General features: G+C 60.3%; 20 protein-coding genes and 1 pseudogene. 12 read left to right on the top strand and 9 right to left on the bottom strand.

Features of this window, described 5'->3' with window-relative positions:
- Window positions 1-138: 138 nt before the first annotated feature.
- The 9 genes and pseudogenes from MEB48_RS09025 to pcaC all read left to right on the top strand — a co-directional run.
- Window positions 139-498, top strand: a pseudogene (locus MEB48_RS09025) (MFS transporter); the annotation flags it as partial.
- A 258-nt stretch (window positions 499-756) separates the two neighbouring features.
- Complete coding sequence (locus MEB48_RS09020) at window positions 757-1,614, top strand: CoA transferase subunit A (protein WP_237883816.1); 858 nt, start codon at window positions 757-759, stop codon at window positions 1,612-1,614.
- Entirely contained in the window at window positions 1,614-2,393 is a 780-nt protein-coding gene (locus tag MEB48_RS09015) for a CoA-transferase subunit beta (protein WP_237883814.1), read from the top strand. Before MEB48_RS09020 ends, MEB48_RS09015 begins: the two co-directional genes overlap by 1 nt.
- On the top strand, window positions 2,390-3,595 hold the full coding sequence (gene pcaF, locus MEB48_RS09010) for a 3-oxoadipyl-CoA thiolase (protein ID WP_237884033.1): 1,206 nt from the start codon (window positions 2,390-2,392) through the stop codon (window positions 3,593-3,595). Before MEB48_RS09015 ends, pcaF begins: the two co-directional genes overlap by 4 nt.
- A 37-nt stretch (window positions 3,596-3,632) precedes the next feature.
- The gene (pcaH, locus tag MEB48_RS09005; protein ID WP_237883812.1) at window positions 3,633-4,337 is read left to right on the top strand and encodes a protocatechuate 3,4-dioxygenase subunit beta; all 705 of its coding nucleotides are present in this window, start codon (window positions 3,633-3,635) and stop codon (window positions 4,335-4,337) included.
- Window position 4,338: 1 nt separating this feature from the next.
- A complete protein-coding gene (pcaG, locus tag MEB48_RS09000; RefSeq protein WP_237883810.1) occupies window positions 4,339-4,905 on the top strand; it encodes a protocatechuate 3,4-dioxygenase subunit alpha in 567 nt (188 codons plus the stop codon).
- A gap of 301 nt (window positions 4,906-5,206) precedes the next feature.
- Window positions 5,207-6,571, top strand: a complete 1,365-nt coding sequence (locus MEB48_RS08995; RefSeq protein WP_237883808.1) for a 3-carboxy-cis,cis-muconate cycloisomerase — start codon at window positions 5,207-5,209, stop codon at window positions 6,569-6,571.
- Between the two features lie 11 nt (window positions 6,572-6,582).
- Window positions 6,583-7,389 (top strand): 3-oxoadipate enol-lactonase, encoded by an 807-nt coding sequence (gene pcaD / locus MEB48_RS08990; RefSeq protein WP_237883806.1) that lies wholly within the window; start codon window positions 6,583-6,585, stop codon window positions 7,387-7,389.
- 10 nt (window positions 7,390-7,399) lie between these two features.
- The gene (gene pcaC / locus MEB48_RS08985) at window positions 7,400-7,792 is read left to right on the top strand and encodes a 4-carboxymuconolactone decarboxylase (RefSeq protein WP_237883804.1); all 393 of its coding nucleotides are present in this window, start codon (window positions 7,400-7,402) and stop codon (window positions 7,790-7,792) included.
- 119 nt (window positions 7,793-7,911) lie between these two features.
- On the opposite strand, the gene MEB48_RS08980 is transcribed toward pcaC, so the two are convergent.
- From MEB48_RS08980 to MEB48_RS08965, 4 genes are all read right to left on the bottom strand, one after another.
- On the bottom strand, window positions 7,912-9,171 hold the full coding sequence (locus MEB48_RS08980) for an OprD family porin (protein ID WP_237883803.1): 1,260 nt from the start codon (window positions 9,169-9,171) through the stop codon (window positions 7,912-7,914).
- 334 nt (window positions 9,172-9,505) lie between these two features.
- Window positions 9,506-10,966 carry an efflux RND transporter outer membrane subunit EmhC gene (gene emhC / locus MEB48_RS08975; protein ID WP_237883801.1) on the bottom strand — a complete coding sequence of 487 codons (1,461 nt, stop codon included), beginning with the start codon at window positions 10,964-10,966 and terminating at the stop codon, window positions 9,506-9,508.
- Window positions 10,966-14,130, bottom strand: a complete 3,165-nt coding sequence (gene emhB / locus MEB48_RS08970; RefSeq protein ID WP_237883799.1) for an efflux RND transporter permease subunit EmhB — start codon at window positions 14,128-14,130, stop codon at window positions 10,966-10,968. Before emhB ends, emhC begins: the two co-directional genes overlap by 1 nt.
- Before the next feature lie 3 nt (window positions 14,131-14,133).
- Window positions 14,134-15,291: an efflux RND transporter periplasmic adaptor subunit gene (locus MEB48_RS08965; protein ID WP_237883797.1), complete on the bottom strand. Its 1,158-nt coding sequence runs from the start codon at window positions 15,289-15,291 to the stop codon at window positions 14,134-14,136.
- Between the two features lie 266 nt (window positions 15,292-15,557).
- On the opposite strand from MEB48_RS08965, the gene emhR reads away from it, so the two are divergent.
- Window positions 15,558-16,190 carry an efflux system transcriptional repressor EmhR gene (emhR, locus tag MEB48_RS08960; RefSeq protein WP_237883795.1) on the top strand — a complete coding sequence of 211 codons (633 nt, stop codon included), beginning with the start codon at window positions 15,558-15,560 and terminating at the stop codon, window positions 16,188-16,190.
- A 433-nt stretch (window positions 16,191-16,623) separates the two neighbouring features.
- Here emhR and MEB48_RS08955 read toward each other — a convergent pair whose 3' ends face one another.
- Genes MEB48_RS08955 through MEB48_RS08945 form a run of 3 tightly spaced genes read right to left on the bottom strand, consistent with a single transcriptional unit; the run spans window position 16,624 to window position 19,184 of the window.
- Window positions 16,624-17,673, bottom strand: a complete 1,050-nt coding sequence (locus MEB48_RS08955) for an alkene reductase (RefSeq protein ID WP_237883793.1) — start codon at window positions 17,671-17,673, stop codon at window positions 16,624-16,626.
- Between the two features lie 21 nt (window positions 17,674-17,694).
- A complete protein-coding gene (locus tag MEB48_RS08950) occupies window positions 17,695-18,861 on the bottom strand; it encodes an MFS transporter (protein ID WP_237883791.1) in 1,167 nt (388 codons plus the stop codon).
- Between the two features lie 2 nt (window positions 18,862-18,863).
- Window positions 18,864-19,184, bottom strand: coding sequence for an ArsR/SmtB family transcription factor (locus MEB48_RS08945; protein ID WP_237883789.1), 321 nt, complete (start codon window positions 19,182-19,184; stop codon window positions 18,864-18,866).
- 154 nt (window positions 19,185-19,338) lie between these two features.
- Here MEB48_RS08945 and MEB48_RS08940 point away from each other — a divergent pair, with 154 nt between their 5' ends.
- A complete protein-coding gene (locus tag MEB48_RS08940) occupies window positions 19,339-19,914 on the top strand; it encodes an acyl carrier protein phosphodiesterase (RefSeq protein WP_237883787.1) in 576 nt (191 codons plus the stop codon).
- A 116-nt stretch (window positions 19,915-20,030) separates the two neighbouring features.
- On the opposite strand, the gene MEB48_RS08935 is transcribed toward MEB48_RS08940, so the two are convergent.
- Both MEB48_RS08935 and olsB read right to left on the bottom strand, forming a co-directional pair.
- Window positions 20,031-20,822, bottom strand: a complete 792-nt coding sequence (locus tag MEB48_RS08935) for a lysophospholipid acyltransferase family protein (protein WP_237883785.1) — start codon at window positions 20,820-20,822, stop codon at window positions 20,031-20,033.
- Window positions 20,822-21,577: an L-ornithine N(alpha)-acyltransferase gene (gene olsB, locus MEB48_RS08930; RefSeq protein ID WP_237883783.1), complete on the bottom strand. Its 756-nt coding sequence runs from the start codon at window positions 21,575-21,577 to the stop codon at window positions 20,822-20,824. Before olsB ends, MEB48_RS08935 begins: the two co-directional genes overlap by 1 nt.
- A gap of 154 nt (window positions 21,578-21,731) precedes the next feature.
- On the opposite strand from olsB, the gene MEB48_RS08925 reads away from it, so the two are divergent.
- Window positions 21,732-22,613, top strand: coding sequence for an acyl-CoA dehydrogenase family protein (locus MEB48_RS08925; protein WP_237883781.1), 882 nt, complete (start codon window positions 21,732-21,734; stop codon window positions 22,611-22,613).
- Window positions 22,614-22,810 lie beyond the last annotated feature (197 nt).

Raw genomic sequence — 22,810 nt, 5'->3', positions numbered from 1 at the left:
GCATGCGCACGTTTCCCGACTGTCGCTGTTCCCCTCCGGTTTAGCTGCCGAAACCCGCTCGCCTGAACCCGACTCCTTTTCTTGTAATAGCGTCAGCCCCGACCCTGTTCGACTGCGTTCTTTGTTGGAATAAAAATAATGAACCAGCCTCAGTCCACTGTAGGAAACTGCCTCGACGTGCAGTCCTTCATCAACGCTCAACCCATTTCGCGCTACCAATGGCGGGTGGTGATTCTATGTTTCCTGATTGTTTTTCTCGATGGGCTCGACACGGCGGCCATGGGTTTTATTGCGCCAGCACTGTCCCAAGACTGGGGCATTGATCGCGCCAGTCTCGGCCCGGTGATGAGTGCGGCGTTGATCGGCATGGTCTTCGGTGCACTGGGTTCCGGCCCATTGGCTGACCGCTTTGGGCGAAAAGTCGTACTGGTGGGCGCAGTGTTGTTGTTCGGCGCTTTCAGCCTGGCGTCGGCCTATAGCAAGATTCTTCAGCGAGTCTGATGGCCTCTTCGCGGGCAAGCCTCGCTCCTACGGATATGTATGGTCGCGATATCACGTACATCCCGTAGGAGCGAGGCTTGCCCGCGAAGCTTTTCAGAATCGGTAGCGAGACAACAATCTGTTCGATAAACGAACACTCAGTCGATTATCGGATTGTTTGGCGTTTTTCAGGGGCTTACTCTTCAGTCATTCCGGCGCTGAACCTCGCGCCTTTTTCTACCACTGTCGGTTCATAACAAAACGGGAGCCTGCCCCATGGCTGAAATCCTTTCGCTGCATGACGCGGTGAAGCAGTTCGTCAACGACGGCGATACCGTCGCGCTCGAAGGCTTCACTCACCTGATTCCTACGGCGGCGGGTCACGAAATCATTCGTCAGGGCAAGAAAGATCTGACCCTGGTGCGGATGACGCCTGACTTGATCTACGACCAGTTGATCGGTGCCGGTTGTGCTCGCAAGCTGATTTTTTCCTGGGGCGGTAACCCGGGCGTGGGCTCGCTGCACCGTCTGCGCGACGCGGTCGAGCGGCAATGGCCGCATGCGCTGGAAATCGAAGAACACAGCCATGCCGACCTGGCCAATGCCTACGTCGCGGGCGCTTCGGGCCTACCGTTCGCGGTGCTGCGTGCCTACGCTGGCTCCGACCTGCCAAAGGTCAACCCGCTGATCAAGACCGTCACGTGCCCGTTCACCGGCGAAGTGCTGGCGGCGGTGCCGTCGGTGCGCCCGGACATCACCGTGATTCACGCGCAGAAAGCCGACCGCAAAGGCAACGTACTGCTCTGGGGCATCCTCGGCGTTCAGAAAGAAGCCGCGCTGGCCGCCAAGCGCTGCATCGTTACCGTCGAAGAAATCGTCGACGACCTCAAGGCGCCGATGAACGCTTGTGTGCTGCCGACCTGGGCCTTGAGCGCGGTCTGCCACGTACCGGGTGGTGCGCATCCGTCCTACGCCCTCGGTTACACCGAACGCGACAACCGTTTCTACCAGGCCTGGGACCCGATTGCCCGCGACCGTGAAACCTTCACCGCGTGGATCAACGAGTACATCCACGGTAGCGCTGACTTCAGCGAGTTCCAGGCCAAGCTGGCCGCTGCTTCGGAGGCCAAGTAATGACTTACACCACCAATGAAATGATGACCGTCGCTGCCGCCCGCCGTCTGAAAAACGGGTCGGTATGCTTCGTCGGCATCGGCCTGCCGTCGAAAGCCGCCAACCTGGCACGTCTGACTTCCTCGCCGGATGTCGTCCTGATCTATGAATCGGGCCCGATCGGTGCCAAACCGAGCGTATTGCCGCTGTCGATCGGGGACGGCGAGTTGGCGGAAACCGCCGACACCGTCGTCCCGACCGGTGAGATTTTTCGCTACTGGTTGCAGGGCGGGCGCATCGACGTCGGTTTCCTCGGTGCCGCGCAAGTCGATCGTTTCGGCAACATCAACACCACAGTGGTCGGTGACTACCATCAGCCGAAAGTTCGCCTGCCGGGTGCCGGTGGAGCGCCGGAGATCGCCGGTTCTGCCAAGAGTGTGCTGATTATCCTCAAGCAGTCGGCGCGCTCCTTTGTCGACAAACTCGACTTCATTACCTCGGTCGGCCATGGAGAGGGTGGTGATTCGCGCAAGCGTCTCGGTCTACCGGGCGGAGGTCCGGTCGGCATCATTACCGACCTGTGCATCATGGAACCCGAAGCGGATACTCATGAATTCGTGGTCACCGCGCTGCACCCAGGCGTCACCCGCGAGCAAGTGATCGCCGCCACCGGTTGGGCGATTCGCTTCGCCGATCAGGTGGAAAACACCGCCGAGCCAACCGATGTCGAGCTGACCGCACTGCGTGATCTGGAAGCCCGCACCGCTGCGGCCCACGGCCAAGCACCTGGAGAAGCCTGATGCGTGACGTTTATATCTGCGACGCCATTCGCACCCCCATCGGCCGTTTCGGCGGCGGCCTGTCGACGGTTCGCGCCGATGACCTGGCCGCTGTGCCGATCAAAGCGCTGATGGCGCGCAACCCGTCAGTGGACTGGAATGCAGTGGACGAGGTGTTCCTCGGTTGCGCCAACCAGGCCGGCGAAGACAACCGCAACGTGGCACGCATGGCGTTGTTGCTGGCGGGCCTGCCGGAAACCATTCCCGGGGTCACCCTCAACCGTCTTTGCGCTTCGGGCATGGATGCGATTGGCACCGCGTTCCGGGCCATCGCCAGTGGCGAGATGGAGCTGGCGATTGCTGGCGGCGTCGAGTCGATGTCCCGCGCGCCGTTCGTGATGGGCAAGGCCGATGCGGCGTTCTCGCGCAACATGAAGCTGGAAGACACCACCATCGGCTGGCGTTTCATCAACCCGTTGATGAAAGCCCGATATGGCGTCGATGCGATGCCGCAGACCGCCGATAACGTGGCCGACGACTACCAGGTTTCCCGCGCCGATCAGGATGCTTTCGCCCTGCGCAGTCAGCAGCGCACGGCCGCCGCGCAAGCCGCTGGATTTTTCGCCGAAGAAATCGTTGAAGTGCGCATAGCCCACAAGAAGGGTGAAAGTGTCGTCACGCAGGATGAGCATCCCCGGGCTGACACGACATTGGAAACCCTGGCCAAACTCAAACCGGTCAACGGCCCGGATAAAACCGTCACCGCCGGCAATGCCTCCGGTGTGAACGATGGTGCGGCGGCGCTGATTCTGGCCTCCGCCGAAGCCGTGAAGAAACATGGCCTGACTGCCCGCGCCAAAGTGCTCGGCATGGCCAGCGCCGGTGTCGCGCCGCGAGTGATGGGTATCGGCCCGGTGCCGGCGGTGCGCAAATTGACCGAGCGTCTGGGCCTGGCGGTCAGTGATTTCGATGTGATCGAACTCAACGAAGCCTTCGCCAGCCAGGGCTTGGCCGTGCTGCGTGAGCTGGGACTGGCGGATGACGCAGCCCAGGTCAACCCGAACGGTGGCGCCATTGCCTTGGGCCATCCGCTGGGCATGAGCGGTGCACGCTTAGTATTGACCGCGCTGCATCAACTGGAAAAAAACGGTGGCAAGAAAGGTTTGGCGACCATGTGCGTCGGTGTCGGCCAGGGTCTGGCCCTGGCGATCGAACGGGTCTGACACACAGAAGCGACTAATAAGAACTGAGGAAAGCGCAATGAATGACAAACCTGGTTACCGTCGCCCACAGGCGGGCACTCAGCCGGAATACCTGCACCCTCCTTATCAATCCACCAACCTTCGCTCGCCGTCCAAGTCGTTGGTGTTTTTGCCTCATTCGCTGTCGGAAATCACCGGGCCGACCATCGGCGCCGAGCGCATCCAGGAGAAGGACAACAACCTGACCGCGCAGCATCAGGGCGAACCGCTGGGTGAGCGCATCATCATCCACGGCCGCGTGCTGGATGAAAACGGTCTGCCGGTGCCGGGAATTCTGGTGGAGATCTGGCAGGCCAATGCCGCCGGTCGCTACAACCATGCGCGCGACCTGCACGACGCGCCGCTGGACCCGAACTTCAGCGGCACCGGTCGCACCGTGACCGACGCCGATGGCTGGTATCAGTTCCAGACCATCAAGCCCGGTGCTTATCCGTGGGGTAACCACCACAACGCCTGGCGCCCGGCGCACATCCATTTCTCACTGTTCGGGCCGAGTATTCTGACGCGCCTGGTGACCCAGATGTATTTCCCGGGCGACCCGTTGCTGGCTTACGACCCGATCTATAACTGCGTGCCCGATACGAGTGCCAAAGAGCGCCTGATCGCCAGTTTCGACCTGGAAAAAACCATCCCTTCCTACGCCCTCGGTTATCGCTGGGACATCGTTTTGCGCGGCCGCGACGCCACGCCGATGGAGAAATAAGATGACGCTGACTGCGACCACATCCCACACCGTCGGGCCGTATTACCACATTGGCCTGACCTGGCTGAACCGCGAAGACCTGACCGTTGCACAAACCCTCGGCGAGCGCGTGGCGATCACCGGGCAAGTTGTCGATGGCAATGGCGACTTCGTCAACGACGCGATGCTCGAAGTCTGGCAGGCCAACGCCGCCGGCAAGTACGACCACCCTGAAGACGATCAAGACAAACCCCTGGACCCGAACTTCGAGGGGTTTGGCCGGGTGCCGGTGGATGCGCAAGGACGCTTCCGCTTTACCACGATCAAACCGGGCACCGTGGAAGGCCTGAAGGGCACGACTCAGGCGCCGCATTTGGTGGTACTGGTGTTTGCTCGCGGGTTGGTGAAGCACTTGCTGACGCGGATTTACTTTGATGGCGAACCGGCCAACGTGGCGGATCCGCTGCTGGAATGCGTGCCTGCCGAACGCCGCAGCACCTTGCTGGCGAAGCAGGATGCTGCGGGTGTTTATCAGTGGAATGTGATTCTGCAGGGGACGGATGCGGAGACAGTGTTTTTCGATTATTGAGTGAAAGCCACAAACCTGTGGGAGCGGGCTTGCTCGCGAAGGCGGTGTGTCAGGCAACATTAATGTCGACTGACACGCCCTCTTCGCGAGCAAGCCCGCTCCCACAGGGATAGCATTGCCAATTGTGGATCGGTTTGTTGCAAAGTGTGCCTAGATTCGAAATGTTCACTGGTACATGACGGTAATGATGGCGGTGGCGTTCCTGCTCAACCTGCGTCTGCCGAAACAGGCGAAATATTTGCATCACGACCTTTGATTTTTACGCGAGGGCCTGACCGGCCCTCGCCTGCAAGGACTGTTTATGAACCAGCGACCGGGCAATCAATTGTTCGATGCCTATTTCACCGCACGCGACATGCGTGAGGTGTTCTGCGATCAGGGCCGGGTTCAGGCCATGCTTGATTTCGAAGCGGCACTGGCCCGGGCCGAGGCACGGGTTGGCCTGATTCCGCAGACGGCTGTCGCGTCTATCGAACGCGCCTGCCTTGCTGAGCATTACGACTTCGCCGCGCTTGGTGAGGCCATTGCCACGGCGGGGAACTCGGCGATTCCACTGGTCAAGGCTTTGGGCAAACAGATCGCCAAGAACGATGCCGAAGCCGAGCGCTATGTGCATCTGGGAACGACCAGTCAGGACGTGATGGACACTGGCCTGGTGTTGCAACTGCGCCGCGCGCTGGAATTGATCGAAGCTGATCTGGCACAACTGGGGGAAACCCTCGCGACCCAAGCCTGGCGTTACGTCGCCACACCGTTGGCCGGACGCACTTGGCTACAGCACGCGACGCCGGTCACCCTCGGCATGAAAATCGCCGGTTGGTTGGGCGCGGTGACGCGTAGCCGTCAGCGTCTGCAGGAACTCAAGCCCCGGCTGCTGGTGCTGCAATTCGGTGGCGCCTCCGGCACCCTCGCGGCCCTCGGCGAACAGGCGATGCCGATTGCCGAAGCCCTGGCCGCAGAACTGCAACTGAGCTTGCCGGATCAACCGTGGCATACCCAGCGTGATCGTCTGGTGGAGTTCGGCGCGGTGCTTGGATTGATTGCCGGCAGCCTCGGCAAACTCGGCCGCGACATCAGTCTGTTGATGCAGACCGAAGCTGGCGAAGTGTTCGAGCCTTCGGCGCCGGGCAAGGGTGGCTCCTCGACCATGCCTCACAAGCGCAACCCGGTGGGCGCAGCGGTGCTGATCGGTGCGGCGACGCGAGTACCGGGTTTGCTTTCGACCATGTTCAGCGCGATGCCGCAGGAGCATGAACGCAGCCTGGGCCTGTGGCATGCCGAATGGGAAACCCTGCCGGAAATCTGTTGTTTGGTGTCAGGCAGTCTGCGACAAGCGCTGTTGGTGGCCGACGGGCTGGAAGTGGATGCCGATCGAATGACGCGCAATCTCGACCTGACCCAGGGCCTGGTATTGGCCGAAGCCGTGAGCATCGTCCTGGCGCAAAGGGTCGGTCGCGACACCGCGCACCATCTGCTGGAGCAATGCTGCAAGCGCGCCGTGGCTGAACAACGTCATCTGCGCGCGGTACTCGGCGACGAGCCGCAAGTGACTGCCGAACTGTCGGACGCTGAACTCGATCGTCTGCTGGACCCCGCCCATTACCTCGGTCAGGCCCATACCTGGGTCGAGCGAGCAGTGGCTGAACATTTTGCGTTGATAGCCTGAAGGAGACTGCCGTGGCATTCGTACAACTCGCCGAGGGCGAACTGCACTACCTAATTCAAGGGCCGCAACTCGATGGGCCGGTCGATGCGCCGGTATTGGTGCTGTCCAATTCCCTGGGCACCGACCTGCACATGTGGGACGCGCAAATCCCGGCGTTCAGCGAGCATTTTCGCGTGCTGCGTTTCGACACCCGTGGTCACGGCAAATCATTGGTGACGCCGGGGCCGTACAGCATTGAGCAATTGGGCCGCGACGTGTTGGCGCTGCTGGATGCGCTGCATATCGAACGCGCGAATTTCTGTGGTCTGTCCATGGGCGGGCTGATTGGTCAATGGCTGGGAATCAATGCCGGTCAGCGTTTGAACAAACTGATCATATGCAACACGGCGGCAAAAATCGGTGATCCGTCGGTGTGGAACCCACGGATCGAAACCGTACTGCGTGACGGCGCGGCGGCGATGGTCGCCCTGCGCGATGCGTCGATTGCACGCTGGTTTACCGCGGATTTTTCCGAGGCTAATCCGGCAGTGGTGAAGCGGATCACCGACATGCTCGCGGCGACTTCGCCTGAAGGTTACGCGGCCAATTGCGCAGCGGTACGCGATGCCGATTTCCGCGATCAGTTGTCCTCGATTCAGGTGCCGCTGCTGGTAATTGCCGGTACTGAAGACGCGGTGACGCCGCCGTCCGGCGGGCATTTTATTCAGGAACACGTGCAGGGCGCCGAGTACGCCGAGTTCAACGCCGCGCACCTGTCCAACGTCCAGGCTGGCGCTGCGTTCAGCGACCGAGTCTTGGCGTTTTTGTCGGCTCATTGAGGGGATTGTTGTGGACGAGAAACAACGTTACGACGAGGGCCTGAACGTTCGTCGCGCAGTACTGGGCGATGCCCATGTCGAGCGCAGCCTGAATGCGCTGACCGAGTTCAACTCGGAGTTCCAGGAGATGATCACCCGCCACGCCTGGGGCGACATCTGGACCCGTCCGGGCCTGCCGCGTCATACCCGCAGCCTGATCACCCTCGCCATGCTGATCGGCATGAACCGCAACGAAGAACTCAAACTGCACCTGCGCGCCGCCGCCAACAACGGCGTAACCCGCGGTGAGATCAAGGAAGTGATCATGCAAAGCGCGATCTACTGCGGCATCCCGGCGGCCAACGCGACGTTCCACCTGGCCGAGTCGGTGTGGGATGAGTTGGGGGTTGAGTCGCGGGAGTAACTGTCCACCACAACTCTTGTGGGAGCGGGCTTGCTCGCGAATGCGGTTTAACATTCAGGATTGATGCAAGCTGATGCACCGCTTTCGCGAGCAAGCCCGCTCCCACATTTGGTCTGTGTTTACAGCAAATTGATCGGATAGCTGACGATCAACCGGTTCTCGTCGAATTCGTTGTTGCTGAAGTCGCGGCGGATGGTTGAGTTGCGCCATTTGACGTTGAGGTTTTTCAGCGTGCCGCTCTGCACGGTGTAGCCCAGTTCGCTTTCGCGGCCCCATTCCTTGCCGTCGCTGGTGGTTGCGGTGTGTACGTTGTCGCCGCTGATGTAGCGGTTCATCAACGTCAGGCCCGGCACGCCAAGGGCGGCAAAGTTGTAATCGTGGCGCAGTTGCCAGGATTTTTCCCTGGCGTTGTCATAGCTGGCGTTGTAACTGTCGTTGGCCAGGGTGCCGCCGCTGGTGCCGTTGACCCGCATCCAGGCGCTGTCGCTGGTGAGTTTTTGCAGGCCGACATAGAAGGTGTTGCCGCCATATTTGGCCGAGAACAGGCCAGACCAGGTCTTGTTGTCCAGTTCGCCCGCCCGGGCACTGCCATCATCCTTGCCGTAGAAAAACCCCAAATTAGCGCCTAATGTCCAGTCGCCCAACGGTTGGGTGTGGATCAGGTTGACGTATTGCTGGCTGTAGATGTCCTTGAGTTCAGCGTTCCACAGGCCGATCTGCGTGCTCTTGTCATTGAAGGCATATTCACCGCCCTGGAAGTTGAAGCGGTCTGAGGTGAACGCCGTTTTGCCGGTCATCGACATGTCGTTCATGCTGCTGTCGTCGCGCGGGCTGTTGGCGCGGAACTGGCCGCCGTAGAGCGTCAGGCCGTCGATTTCCTTTGAGGTGATCTGGCCACCGCGGAAGGTTTGCGGCAGCGAGCGACCATCGTCCGACCGCAGGATCGGCAGCACGGGCAACCATTCACCGACCTTCACTTCAGTCTGGGACAGCTTGGCCTTGAACGCCACATTGGTGCGACCGAAGTTGTCCGCCGGGCGACCATCGTGGTCCAGCGGTAGCAACTGCGTACCGCTGGTGCCTTTGCCGCCGTCGAGCTTGACCGAATACAAACCCAGCACGTCCATGCCGAACCCGACGGTGCCCTGGGTAAACCCGGACTTGGCGTCGAGGATGAAACTTTGCGTCCATTCTTCAGCCTTGCCCTGAGCCTTGGTCGGGTTGGTGAAGTTACGATTGATGTAGAAGTTGCGCAGGTTCAGGTTGACCTTGGCGCCTTCGACAAAACCAGCTTCCTCGGCCATGGCGGGCAGAGCCGCGCCGGCCAGTGCCATGGCGATCAGGCTGGGGAAGAAATACAGCGTGCTGGGGGAAGTCATGGGCTCGGGTCTCTCTAATTCTTGGAGGTGAAACAGGGCATTGCCGCAACGTTCGGGTTGCAGACAAAAGATTCAAATTCGGAAAAGCGGAGGCGAAGTCAACCGGACAGGGCAAGGCGTGTGGACATGGTGTCGAACCTGTTGTTATTGGTTTTGTGCGACCGATGGTGAGGGAAATGGACTAAGTGGTTCAATCGGGGGAGAGCGGGTTCTGGGCGATTATCGAACGTAAGATTGATCGGGGTTTTGTGGTGTCGGGCCAACATGGCCAATACAACTTTTCCTATAGCAACAAAAAGCCCACCAATCGGTGGGCTTCGTGTTTACCGCGCTATCAGAACAACTTCATCTTCGGCGCTTCTTCTTTCAACGGCTCATTCTTCGCCGTCTGTTCATTCCAGCCACCGCCCAACGCCTTGTACAGATTGACCGCGCTGGTCAGCTGCGCCAGACGGTCGGTGATCAGCGCTTGTTGGGCACTGAACAGCTGGCGCTGGGCGTCGAGGAAGGTCAGGTTGCTGTCGACACCGATGCGGTAACGACGCTCGGCCAGACGGTAGTAGTCCTGGTTGGCGCTGACGAAGTCACGCTGAGCCTGCAACTGTTCGGTGTAAGTCTGGCGTGCGGCCAGGCCATCGGCGACTTCCTGGAAGGCCGTTTGAATGGACTTCTCGTAGTTCGCCACGCCGATGTCTTTCTGGATTTTCGAGTAATCCAGGCTGGCGCGCAGGCTGCCGGCGTTGAAGATCGGCAGATTGATTTGCGGCTGGAACAACCAGGTGCCCGAACCGCCCTTGAACAGACCGGACAGGTCCGGGCTCAGGGAGCCGGCATTGGCGGTCAGGCTGATGCTCGGGAAGAACGCAGCCCGCGCAGCGCCGATGTTGGCGTTGGCAGCTTTGAGGTTGTATTCGGCCTGAAGGATGTCCGGACGACGTTGCAGCAAGTCCGATGGCAGGCCGGCCGGTACTTCACTCAGCACGTCGTCCGACAGTGGCTTGGCCGCTTGCAGATTGGCCGGGATACCGGTGCCGAGCAGCAGCACCAGGCTGTTTTCGTCCTGGGCAACCTGACGGGTGTATTTGGCCAGTTGCGCACGGGCGTTTTCCACCGAGGTACGCGACTGGGCCAGATCCAGCGCCGAGGCTACGCCCACTTCGTTGCTGCGCGAGGTGAGCTTGTAGCTCTCCTCATAGGCACCGAGGGTTTCCTGGGTCAGTTTCAGCAGCTCCTTGTCAGCCTGCCAGGTCAGGTAAGCATTGGCCACACTGGCCACCAGGCTGATCTGCGTGCTGCGGCGCGCTTCTTCCGTGGCGAAGTACTTCTGCAAGGCTTCTTCGCTCAGGCTACGCACCCGACCGAACAGGTCGAGTTCATAAGCGCTGATGCCGACGGTGGCCGAGTAGGAACTGCTGATGGCCGTTTCACCGGTTTGCGAGGCCCGTGCCGGAACTCGCTGACGGCTGCCGCTGCCGTTGGCCGAAACGGCCGGGAACAGATCGGCACGCTGGATGCGGTATTGAGCCGCATAAGCATCGATGTTCAGCGCCGCGACGCGCAGGTCACGGTTATTCTCAAGCGCTGTCTGAATCATCTGTTGCAGCGCCGGGTCGTGGAAGAACTGCTTCCAGCCCTGTTCGGCGGCGGCCTGGTTGGGCGCCTGGGCCGGCGAATACGCCGGGCCTTGCGGGTATTGGCCCGCCACCGGGGCTTCCGGCTGCTGATAATCGGGTATCAGCGAGCAGCCGCTCAGCACGAAGGCGGCGACTGCGATGGAGAGTAGCGACTTGCTCATTAGCCAGCCTCTTTAGAAGGTTCAATGGCGTCATCATCTTGGTCGGCGATTTTGCGCTGGCCCATGGACGACACGGTGACGAAGAACAACGGAACCCAGAAGATCGCCAGCACAGTGGCCGTGATCATACCGCCAATCACACCGGTACCAATCGCATGCTGGCTACCCGAACCTGCGCCCGTGGAAATGGCCAGTGGGACCACGCCGAGCACGAACGCCAGCGAAGTCATGATGATCGGCCGCAGACGCATCCGGCAGGCTTCGATCGCGGCATCGCGCAGGCTACGTCCTTGCTCATGCAGTTCCTTGGCGAACTCGACGATCAGAATGGCGTTTTTCGCCGCCAGACCAATTGTGGTCAACAGCCCCACCTGGAAGTACACGTCGTTGGACAGGCCGCGCAGGCTGGTCGCCATCAGTGCACCGATGATCCCCAGTGGCACCACCAGCATCACCGCGATCGGAATCGACCAGCTTTCATACAGCGCCGCCAGACACAGGAACACCATCAGCAGCGACAAGGCGTACAACGCTGGCGCTTGCGAGCCGGACAGACGTTCCTCATACGACAGGCCGGTCCAGGAAATACCGACGCCGGCCGGCAGTTTCTTGGCCAGCGCTTCGACTTCGGCCATGGCTTCACCCGTGGAATAACCGGGTGCCGGGGCACCGAGGATTTCCATCGCTTCCACGCCGTTGTAACGGGCCAGTTTCGGCGAACCGTAGATCCACTCACCCTTGGCGAACGCCGAGAACGGAACCATGGTGCCGGCGCTGTTGCGCACATACCACTTCTTCAGGTCTTCGGGACTCATGCGCGCACCGGGCAGGCCTTGGATGTAAACCTTCTTCACGCGACCGCGGTCGATGAAGTCGTTCACATAGCTACTGCCCAAGGCAATCGACAGGGTGTTGTTGATGTCGGTGAGGGTCACGCCCAGGGCGCTGGCCTTCTCGTCGTCGATTTCCAGTTGGTATTGCGGCTCGTCGTTCAGGCCGTTCGGACGCACTTGCGACAGGACCTTGCTTTGCGCCGCCATGCCGAGGAACTGGTTACGTGCTGCCATCAACTTGTCGTGACCGATACCGGCGCGGTCCTGGAGGAACACGTCGAAACCGGTGGCGTTACCCAGTTCCAGTACCGCTGGCGGGGCGAAGGCAAACACCATCGCATCGCGGAAGGTAAAGAAGTGCTGCTGGGCGCGGGCCGCCAGTTTGAACACGCTGTTGTCGGCGTTACGTTCGTCCCACGGTTTGAGCATGATGAATGCCATGCCCGAACTCTGACCACGGCCGGCGAAGTTGAAGCCGGTCACGGTAAACACCGAGGCCACCGCGTCGCCTTCGCCACCTTCCGTGCTCGGACGCAGCAGGAATTCGCGCATTTCGTCCACGACCACTTGCGTGCGCTGGGAGCTGGAACCGGCCGGTGTCTGCACTTGGGCAAACAAAACGCCCTGGTCTTCTTCCGGCAGGAACGCCGTTGGAATGCGGGTGAACAGCCAGATCATGCCGACCACGATAATCAGGTACGCCAGCAGGTACGGAGCCTTGTGCGCGAGCATGTTGCCCACGCCGCGCTCGTAGCTTTTGACGCCACGATCGAAGCTGCGGTTGAACCAGCCGAAGAAGCCGCGTTTCGGTGTGCCGTGCTCACCCTTCGGAATTGCCTTGAGCATGGTGGCGCAGAGCGCCGGGGTGAAGATCAACGCTACCAGTACCGACAGGGCCATGGCCGAGACGATGGTGATCGAGAACTGCTTGTAGATCACACCGGTGGAGCCACTGAAGAACGCCATCGGCAGCAGTACCGCCGACAGCACCAAGGCGATACCGACCAGCGCACCCTGGATCTGCCCCATGGATTTCTTGGTGGCCTCCTTGGGTGACAGGCCTTCTTCGCTCATGACCCGCTCGACGTTTTCCACGACGACGATGGCATCGTCCACCAGCAAGCCGATGGCCAACACCATACCGAACATGGTCAGGGTGTTGATGCTGAAGCCGAACGCCGCGAGGATCCCGAACGTACCGAGCAATACCACCGGCACGGTCATCGTGGTGATGACGGTGGCGCGGAAGTTTTGCAGGAACAGGAACATCACCAGGAACACCAGCACGATCGCTTCGACCAGGGTTTCAACCACACCCTTGATCGACTCGGTCACCACCGGCGTGGTGTCGTACGGGAACACCACTTCCATCCCTTCCGGGAAGAACGGTTTCAGGTCGTCGATGGTTTTGCGCAGGGCTTTCGCCGTGTCGAGGGCGTTGGCACCGTTGGCCAGTTTTACCGCCAGGCCGGAGGCCGGGGCGCCGTTGAACTGGGCGCTGACCGAGTAGTTTTCACCGCCCAGAGCAACATCCGCAACGTCGCCGACCCGCACTTGCGAGCCGTCCTTGTTGACCTTCAACAGGATCGCCTTGAATTGCTCGGCGGTTTGCAAGCGGGTTTTGCCGATGATCGTAGCGTTCAGTTGCTGGCCGGGCAGGGCAGGCAAGCCGCCGAGCTGACCGGACGAGACCTGGACGTTCTGCGCCGCGATGGCGGTTTTCACGTCCACCGGCGTCAGGTTGTAGTTGTTCAACTTGGCCGGGTCGAGCCAGATCCGCATCGCGTACTGAGCACCGAAGACCTGGAAGTCACCCACACCGGCAGTGCGAGAAATCGGGTCTTGCATGTTCGACACGATGTAGTTGGACAGGTCGTCCTTGGTCATGCTGCCGTCGCGCGATACCACGCCGATGACCATCAGGAAGTTTTTCACCGATTTGGTCACGCGGATGCCCTGTTGCTGCACTTCTTGCGGCAGCAGCGGGGTGGCCAGGTTCAGTTTGTTCTGCACCTGGACCTGCGCGGTATCAGAGCTGGTGCCCTGCTCGAAGGTCGCGGTAATGGTCATGTTGCCATCGGAGTTACTTTCCGAGGAGACATAACGCAGGTTGTCGATACCGTTGAGCTGTTGCTCGATCACCTGCACCACGGTGTCCTGCACGGTTTGTGCGGACGCGCCCGGGTAGGTCACCGAGATGGCAATGGCCGGAGGCGCAATGCTCGGGTATTGGTTGATCGGCAGTTTGAGGATCGATAGAGCCCCGACCAGCATGATCACCAGGGCAATCACCCAGGCGAAAATCGGACGGTCGATAAAAAATTTCGACATGGTTTATTCCCCTTTGCCGCCGACAGCGGTATTAGCCGCCTGTACGGGGACCGGGCTCTTTACACTGACGTTGGTGGCTTCAGTGGCCTTGACTTCAACGCCAGGTCTGACGAATTGCAGCCCTTCGGTGATCACGCGATCACCTGCCTTCAGACCGTCTTCAATCAGCCATTGGTTACCAACAGTGCGGCTGGCCTTGAGCTGACGCAGTTCGACCTTGTTGTCCGCACCGACGACCAGTGCGGTCGGAGAGCCCTTGAGGTCGCGGGTCACGCCTTGTTGCGGGGCCAGAATCGCCGCGCTGTTCACACCGGCCTGCAACTGGGCGTGTACGAACATGCCCGGCAACAGGGTGTGCTCAGGGTTGGGGAACACGGCGCGCAGGGTCACGGAGCCGGTGGTCTGGTCTACCGAGACTTCGGAGAACTCGAGCTTGCCGTCCAGCGTGTACTGGCTGCCGTCTTCGAGAGTCAGTTTGACCGCGGCGGCGTTGTCGCCAGCCTTTTGCAGACGACCACTTTCCAGTTCGCGGCGCAGTTCCAGCAGCTCCACTGAGGATTGGGTGACGTCAACGTAAATCGGGTCCAGTTGCTGGATGACTGCCATGGCGTCGGTCTGGCCATTGCTGACCAGCGCGCCCTCGGTCACCGAAGAACGGCCGATGCGCCCGGAAATCGGTGCGTAAACCTTGGTGTAGCGCACATTGATCTGGGCGGTCTGCAGGGACGCTTCCGATTGCAGGCGGTTGGCCAGCGCGGTGTCGTATTCCTGACGGCTGACGGCCTGTTCGTCGACCAGTTGCTTGTAGCGGTCAGAGATCGACTTGGTCGAACGCAGGTTGGCTTCAGCGCTTTTCAAGGTCGCGTCATAGACCGATGGGTCGATCTGATAGAGCTGCTGACCGGCCTTGACCTCGCCGCCTTCCTTGAACAGACGCTTGAGAATGATGCCGTTGACCTGTGGGCGAACTTCGGCGATGCGGAACGCACTGGTGCGCCCTGGAAGTTCGGACGTCAGGGTGAAGGCTTGAGGTTGCAGGGTTACGACGCCGACCTGAGGGGCTGGTGCGGCAGGTGCCGCCTCTTCCTTTTTACATCCGCTGAGCAGCGATGCCAGGGCGACGGCAGTAACCAGAGCGGTAACAGCTGGCTTGAATTGCATGAAGATCCTCGGTCAGGCGCGCACATTGCGCACAAGAAATGTAGAAGGGTAAAAAATTTTTGCCGGGTGGATAAGTAGCTTGCTAATGAATATACTTACGTTCACGGTTGTTTGTAAAGGCCTTGGGCAATGTACCTAAATGGTTACAAAAGCCATCCAAGGCTGAGTCATAGGTCCCAGACGAAGCCCGAGAACGCTCGACTTCCTTTTATTCAGCGGATGTTCAGACATCGCTCAAGCACATCCTGATTGAGGTTTTTACTGCCATGGTCCGTCGTACCAAAGAGGAAGCTCAAGAAACCCGAAGCCAGATACTCGAAGCGGCAGAAAAAGCCTTTTACGAGCGGGGCGTGGCACGCACGACGCTGGCGGATATCGCGACCCTGGCCGGCGTGACTCGCGGGGCCATCTATTGGCATTTCAGCAACAAAGCGGATCTGGTGCAGGCGATGCTCGATACTTTGCATGAGCCGCTGGATGAAATGGCCAAGGCCAGTGAAAGCGAAGATGAACTCGATCCGCTGGGCTGCATGCGCAAACTGCTGGTTCATCTGTTCCATCAAGTTGCCCTGGACCCGAAAACCCGACGCATCAACGAGATTCTGTTTCATAAGTGTGAATTCACCGATGAAATGTGCGACCTGCGCCAGCAGCGCCGAACGGCCAGTCTCGATTGCAATGTGCGAATCGCTCTGGCCCTGAATAATGCGGTGAATCGCGGGCAATTGCCGAAAGACCTCGACACTGCCCGCGCGGCCATCAGCCTGCATGCCTACATCGATGGCACCCTGTATCAGTGGCTTTTGGCTCCCGACAGTTTTCAACTGCACACCGAAGCCGAGCGTTGCGTCGATACAGGGTTGGATATGCTGCGCTTGAGTCCCAGCCTGCGCAAATGAAACAAAATGCGTAATTGGATCCGATTGTGTCAAGACTTGAAGCGGGCAAACGTCTTTATTTGCTCGCCTTTCTGTAATCGGATGCTTTTATATACGTACAATCGCCAGGTTGATAGGTAGCGAGCTACGTATTTTGTAGGGATTTTGTGTCGAATGTGTGAATGAGTGTGAACAGGCTGGGCGCCTGAATTCAAATGGCATACATCCTGTAGATACGGTCTTGAATCTCACCCGTGTAGGAGCTGGCATGCCAGCGAAGGCGGCCTCACGGCATGCAGTGCCCATGAAAACGCCTTCGCCGGCAAGCCGGCTCCTACGGGTTTGGTGTGGTTCACGGTATCTGGAGCTGCCGCAGGCTGCGATCTTTTAATCTTCCATACACAAAAGCCCCGGCTCTTTCGAGTCGGGGCTTTTGCGTTTCAACGGTGCACGCTTACAACGCGGGATAGTCGATATAACCCACCGGACCCTTGCCGTAGAACAATTCCGGACGAGCTTCATTCAACGGCGCATCCGCCTTCAAACGCGCCGGCAGATCCGGGTTGGCAATGAACGGTACACCGAACGCCACCGCGTCAGCCTTGCCGCTGGCCAGCCACTCGTTGGCGCTGTCTTTGGTGAAGCGTTCGTTGGCGATGTATGGGCCGCCGAAGGCTTCTTTGAGTTGTGGGCCGAGGCTGTCGGCGCCTTCTTTCTCGCGCGAGCAGATGAAGGCGATGCCACGCTTGCCCAGTTCGCGAGCGACATAGGTGAAGGTCTCGGACAGGTTGTCGTCGCCCATGTCATGGAGATCGGCACGTGGTGACAGGTGCATACCCACGCGGCCCGCGCCCCAGATTTCGATGGCGGCATCGGTCACTTCCAGCAACAGGCGCGCACGGTTTTCCAGGGAGCCGCCGTAGTTGTCGGTGCGCTGATTGGTGCTGCTTTGCAGGAACTGGTCGAGCAGGTAACCGTTGGCGCCGTGGATTTCCACACCGTCGAAACCGGCCGCCTTGGCGTTCTCGGCACCCACGCGGTAAGCGTCGATGATGTCGGCGATTTCAGCGGTTTCCAGGGCGCGCGGGGTTGGGAAGTCGGCTAATGGACGCACCAGGCTGACATGACCTTTAGGCTGGATGGCACTCGGCGCGACCGGTGCTTCGCCGTTCAGGTACAAGGGGTGGGAAATCCGGCCCACGTGCCACAGTTGCAGGAAGATTTTGCCGCCCGCACCGTGGATCGCTTTGGTCACGTTGCTCCAGCCGCGCACCTGGTCGTTGGACCAGATGCCGGGAGTGTCCGGGTAGCCCACGCCTATCGGTGTTACCGAAGTCGCTTCGCTGAGGATCAGGCCGGCAGAGGCGCGCTGCACGTAGTACTCGGCCATCAGCGCATTCGGCACACGGCCTTCGTCGGCGCGGCAGCGGGTCAGCGGCGCCATGATGATGCGGTTGGCCAACTCGAGGTCGCCCAGTTTGATCGGATCGAAAATAGTCGTCATGAAATAGCTCTCTTTTAGCGATCAGTGAGTAGCGGGGGCCAGTTCGGCATTGCCGCTCTGACGGAAAGTAATCAGGGTCACCAGCAGGGCGAGTACCGCCAGTGCGGCTGCCGCGAGCGGCACGCTGGTGAGACCGAAGCCGTGGGCGATGACGCTGCCGCCGACCCACGCACCGAGCGCGTTGCCAACGTTGAAAGCGCCGATGTTCAGGGTCGACACCAGGTTCGGTGCCGCCTTGCCGTAGGTCACAACGTTCACTTGCAGGGCGGGTACGGCGGCGAAGCACGCGGTGGCCCAGAGGAACAGGGTGATTTCGGTCGGGATCACGGCAATGCTGGTCCAGGTCAGCACGGTGGACACGACCGCCATGGTGATGAACACACCGATCAGCGTCGCCGCCATGCTTTGGTCCGCCAGCTTGCCGCCGATGATGTTGCCGACCGTCAAGCCCAGGCCGATGAGCATCAAGGTCCAGGTCACGCCGCGTGGCGAGACTCCGGTGACCTCGCCCAACAGAGGGGCGACGTAGGTGAACAAGGTGAAGACCGAGGCAGCGAACAATGCAGTCATGCTCAACGACAGCCAGATGCCAGCGCCTTTGAGGGCGCGCAGTTCGGCGCGCATGTCGAGTTTCTCTTCATCGCGCTTGGCTGGCAGGAAGCGGATCAGGCCGATCAGTGCAATCACACCAATTACGGTCACCGCCCAGAAGGTCGAACGCCAGCCGGCTTCTTGACCGAGCGCAGTGCCCAGCGGCACGCCGAGGACGTTGGCCAGGGTCAGGCCGGTGAACATCAGGGCCACGGCCGACGCACGTTTGTTGGCCGGCACCAGACCTGCCGCCACCACCGAACCGATGCCGAAGAAGGCGCCGTGACACAGCGCGGTGACCACACGGGCAAACATCAACACGTTGTAGTCACTGGCCAGGGCGCAGAGCAGATTGCCGATGATGAAGATGCCCATCAACGCTACCAAGGCGGCCTTGCGCGGCAGTCTGGCGGTGGCCAGTGCCATGAACGGTGCACCGATGGCCACGCCCAGGGCGTAACCGGTCACCAGCCAGCCGGCGCCGGGGATCGACACACCCAGGTCGGCCGCCACCTCGGGCAACAGGCCCATGATGACGAACTCGGTGGTGCCGATGGCGAAGGCGCTCAAGGCCAGAATGAGTAGCGAGAGGGGCATTATCAGTTCCTTGTCGGAGCGCTGAGCTCCTTGACGATGGCGTCGACGAACGCCTGAATCACGTCCTCGTTGCGTTTGAAAAAGTGCCATTGACCGGCTTTCTGGCTGCTGATCAATCCGGCCCGTTGCAAAGTCGCCAAATGGGCGGACACGGTCGACTGCGACAGGCCGCAGCGTTGATCGATTTGTCCGGCGCAAATGCCGTACTCGTGGTTATGGATTTGTTCCGGAAACTGGACCTTGGGGTCTTTCAGCCAGATGAGGATGTCTCGGCGTACTGGGTGTGCCAGCGCTTTTATTATTTCGTCGAGGTCGATGGTCATGGTTTGGGCTCGTGATGAGTAAAACGCTATATCGCGATGAGGCGAACTTTAAATCGGTACTTCGCGATATACCAATATGATTTTGGTCTGATGACCGCATGAATCGGTATATCGAGTTATAACGATATGGATGGCGCAGTGCTAAGCTGCGCACATGAACTATCTCGCACATCTGCACCTCGGTGGCCAGCGCCCCGGTCAACTGCTCGGCAGTCTGTATGGCGATTTCGTCAAAGGCCGGCTGCAAGGGCAGTTCGACCCGGAGATCGAAGCGGCCATCCAGTTGCACCGCAGCATTGACGTGTTTACCGATCGCCATCCGCTGGTGGACATCGCCTTGTCGCGGTTTTCGATCACGCGCAGGCGTTACGCCGGCATCGTGCTCGATGTGTTTTTCGATCACTGCCTGGCGCGGGACTGGACGCTGTACGCCGACCGGCCACTGGAGCAATTCACCTCGGATGTGTACCGGGTGCTGTCCAGCGAACGACAGTTACCCGAGCGACTGGCACGGATTGCTCCGCACATGGTCGCCAACGACTGGTTGGGGTCTTATCAGGAGTTTGAAGTGCTGGAGCAGGTGCTGCGGGGAATTTCGCGCAGGTTGACCCGACCGGAGGAACTGGCCGGGGCGATGCAGGAGTTGCGGGTGTTGTATGAACCGTTGAGCGAGGATTTCCGGTTGTTCTATCCCGAGTTGCAGGCATTCGCAGCGACACCGCGAATTTAATGTGGGAGCGGCGGTGCGGCGATCCGACTTGCTCGCGAAGGCTGCTTCATATTCAACACGTGTGCTGATTGTCAGACCGCTTTCGCGAGCAAGCCCGCTCCCACAGGGATTTGTAATTAAGCAGCAATAGCCGGGCGCATTGGGATTTGCTGAGTTTCCGGAATCGCCCCAAACAACGCCTTCTGCACCGCCTGCTGCGCTTCGAACGCCAGCGCCGCACGTTCCCGGTCCTGGCATTCGATCGGCTTGAGCAGATGAATTTCCACTTCACCCCGATCATTGGCGAACAAGCGCATCAGGTGCGACAGCAAATCATCATCGCCAATGAACGGTGCCAAGGTATCGAGCTCGCCATCGCGCAGGTAACGAATCGCTACCGGTTGCAGCGCCACTTCGGAATCGATCGCCGCTGACAGCAAACGACCATGAAACGTGCGCAGCGAGCGGCCATCGGTGGTCGTGCCTTCGGGGAACATCAGCAGCGGATGTTCCTGTTCCAGATGACGGGTCATCTGTTTGCGGATCAACTGACTGTCGCCTGAACCACGGCGAATGAACAGGCTGCCCGCCTTGGCCGCCAACCACCCCGCCACAGGCCAGGTGCGCACTTCGGCCTTGGACAGGAACGACAGCGGCGTGAGCATGCCCAGCAACGGAATGTCGGTCCAGGACACGTGATTGCTGACCCAGAGCATCGGTTGCTTGGGCAGTTCACCATGGACGGTCACGCGAAAGGGCAGGGCATTGCTCAGCCGCGCCATGAAAAACCGCGACCAGCGCTGGCGACGGACCATCGAATGGGCAATCCCTAGTCGCTCGAACAAGCCGAACACACTGGCCATGCTCAAGCCCAGCGTCACCACCAAAAGCACTCGCGCAATTCGCGCGTACACCCTCAAGCGGCTCATTACACAGCCGCCTTGAAGTGCTTGGCGTAGCGCGGGCAGAGCTCGTCGCGCTTGAGCAGGATGAACACGTCGGCGACCTGGAAGTCTTCGTCCCAGCACGGCTCGCCGCAGATTTTCGCGCCCAGGCGCATGTAGGCCTTGAGCAGCGGTGGCATTTCGGCGATGACGTTGGACGGGATATCCAGCGTCGGCAGTGGTTTTTTCGGCTCGGCACGCAGGTGTTCGGTGCACAGGTAGCGTTCGCGCAGGCGCTGCATGATCGCGTGGGCTTGAATGCCGCCATCCTGCATCGGAATGCTCGCGCACCCCATCAAATAGCTGTAGCCGCCCTGGTTCAACACTTCGGCCAGTTCACCCCAGAGCACGGCGATAGTGCCGCCATTGCGGTAGGCCGGGTCGACGCAGGTGCGACCGATTTCCAGGATCGGCCCTTTCAGATGGACCAGGCCATGCAGGCTGAATTCTTCTTCGCTGTAGAACTTGCCGAGGCTGCTGGCCGCTGTGTGGTCGAGTAAACGGGTGGTCGCCACCAGGCGCCCGGTGTTCAAGTCACGCACGCCGATGTGGGCGCAGTGAACATCATAGTCATCCATGTCCAGACCCAATTCCGCGCCCTTCAGCCTGGCGTTGAATTCGCCGCTGAACACGTTGAAGCGCAAGGCCTGGGCTTCCTGCAGCGCCTCGTCGCCCACCAGGCGTTCGGCTTGCAGGCGGCGTTCATTGCCGGTGTCGCTGATGCGGGCGATCTGAGTCATTGTGAGTCTCCGTACGGGCTGGCCACCCGTCTTGGGTTGCAGCCGATCGACTTTCTTTATGCAGCCGTGTTGTGCAAAGTCAGGCTATGTAGCCCCGGTGTCATCGCCATGAAGCTTTGGTGATGCTTATATGACAGCCCTTGAGGAGCCTCTTATGCCCTGGCAATCCCTGTTGAAACGCCGTGATCGTCTGTCCGCCAATCCTGATCTGGGCGAAGGGTTCGCTGCCTTGTTGCAACAATTGGGCGCGGTGTCGCCGTTCGAATTGGCGGTGGCCGGCGGACGGCTGATGGCGACGCCGGGGCTGGCGTTTCTGGTGGGCTATCAGGCGGCGTTGCGCATGCTCTGGCCGAGCGCGCCGCTGAGCCTCGGCGCGTTGTGCGCGACCGAACAGCGTAGTTTGCGGGTGGCGGACATGCAGACCCGGCTGCGCGATCTGCGCCTGAGCGGGCGCAAGGATTTCGTCACCGCTGGCGATGCCGCCGACTGGCTGCTGGTCGCCGCTCGCAGTGAAGAGCCCGGCGAAGTGCCGCGCTTGAACCTTGCGGTGGTTTACCCCGGCGAACCGGGTGTGCGTCTGGAAAAACTCGCGCCGATGCCGCTGATGCCGGACATCGGCCACGGCCGGCTGTTTCTCGACAACGCGCTGTGCGAATTGCTGGCGGGGGATGGCTGGGATGCTTACGTCAAACCGTTCCGCACCCTGGAAGACATCTATGTGCTGAGCGCCATGACTGCGTGGCTGTTCGGTGTCGGCCAGGACAGCGACTGGCCGCAAACCTTGCAACTGCGTTTGCTGGCGCTGCTGGCCGGGTGTGCGGAAGTCAGCCGCCAGGCGCCGAACAATCCGGCCGGGCATGTATTGTTGGGCGGGTTGTTTGCGCAGTTCGATGGGCTCAAGGCTGAAGTGAATCAGGCCCTGGCCGATGGCTCGCCAGAATGGGCGGCGATGTGGCAGCGCGATCAGGCCGTGATGGATTTGGCGGCAGGGGCGCGGGGCAAGCGGTTGGCCAAGGCGTTGGCGGGATTGTCGTAAGGCTGGAGGGACCCTTCGCGGGCAAGTCGGATCGCCGCACCGCTCGCTCCTACAGGTTTCAGTGTTATCCCTGTAGGAGCGAGGCTGTTGTGGCTCAATGTTTTTGGACCATGATGTAGGAGTGTCGATCTAAGGAAGCATCATGGGATATCGGGTTGTTAACGCCGAGGAAAAAGCGGAAGCCATTCGCTTGGTTG

The sequence above is a fragment of the Pseudomonas sp. PGPR40 genome, assembly GCF_022014505.1.
Lineage (GTDB): Bacteria > Pseudomonadota > Gammaproteobacteria > Pseudomonadales > Pseudomonadaceae > Aquipseudomonas.
Note: the sequence above shows the minus strand (reverse complement) of the source record. Positions and strands in the feature narration are given on the sequence as shown.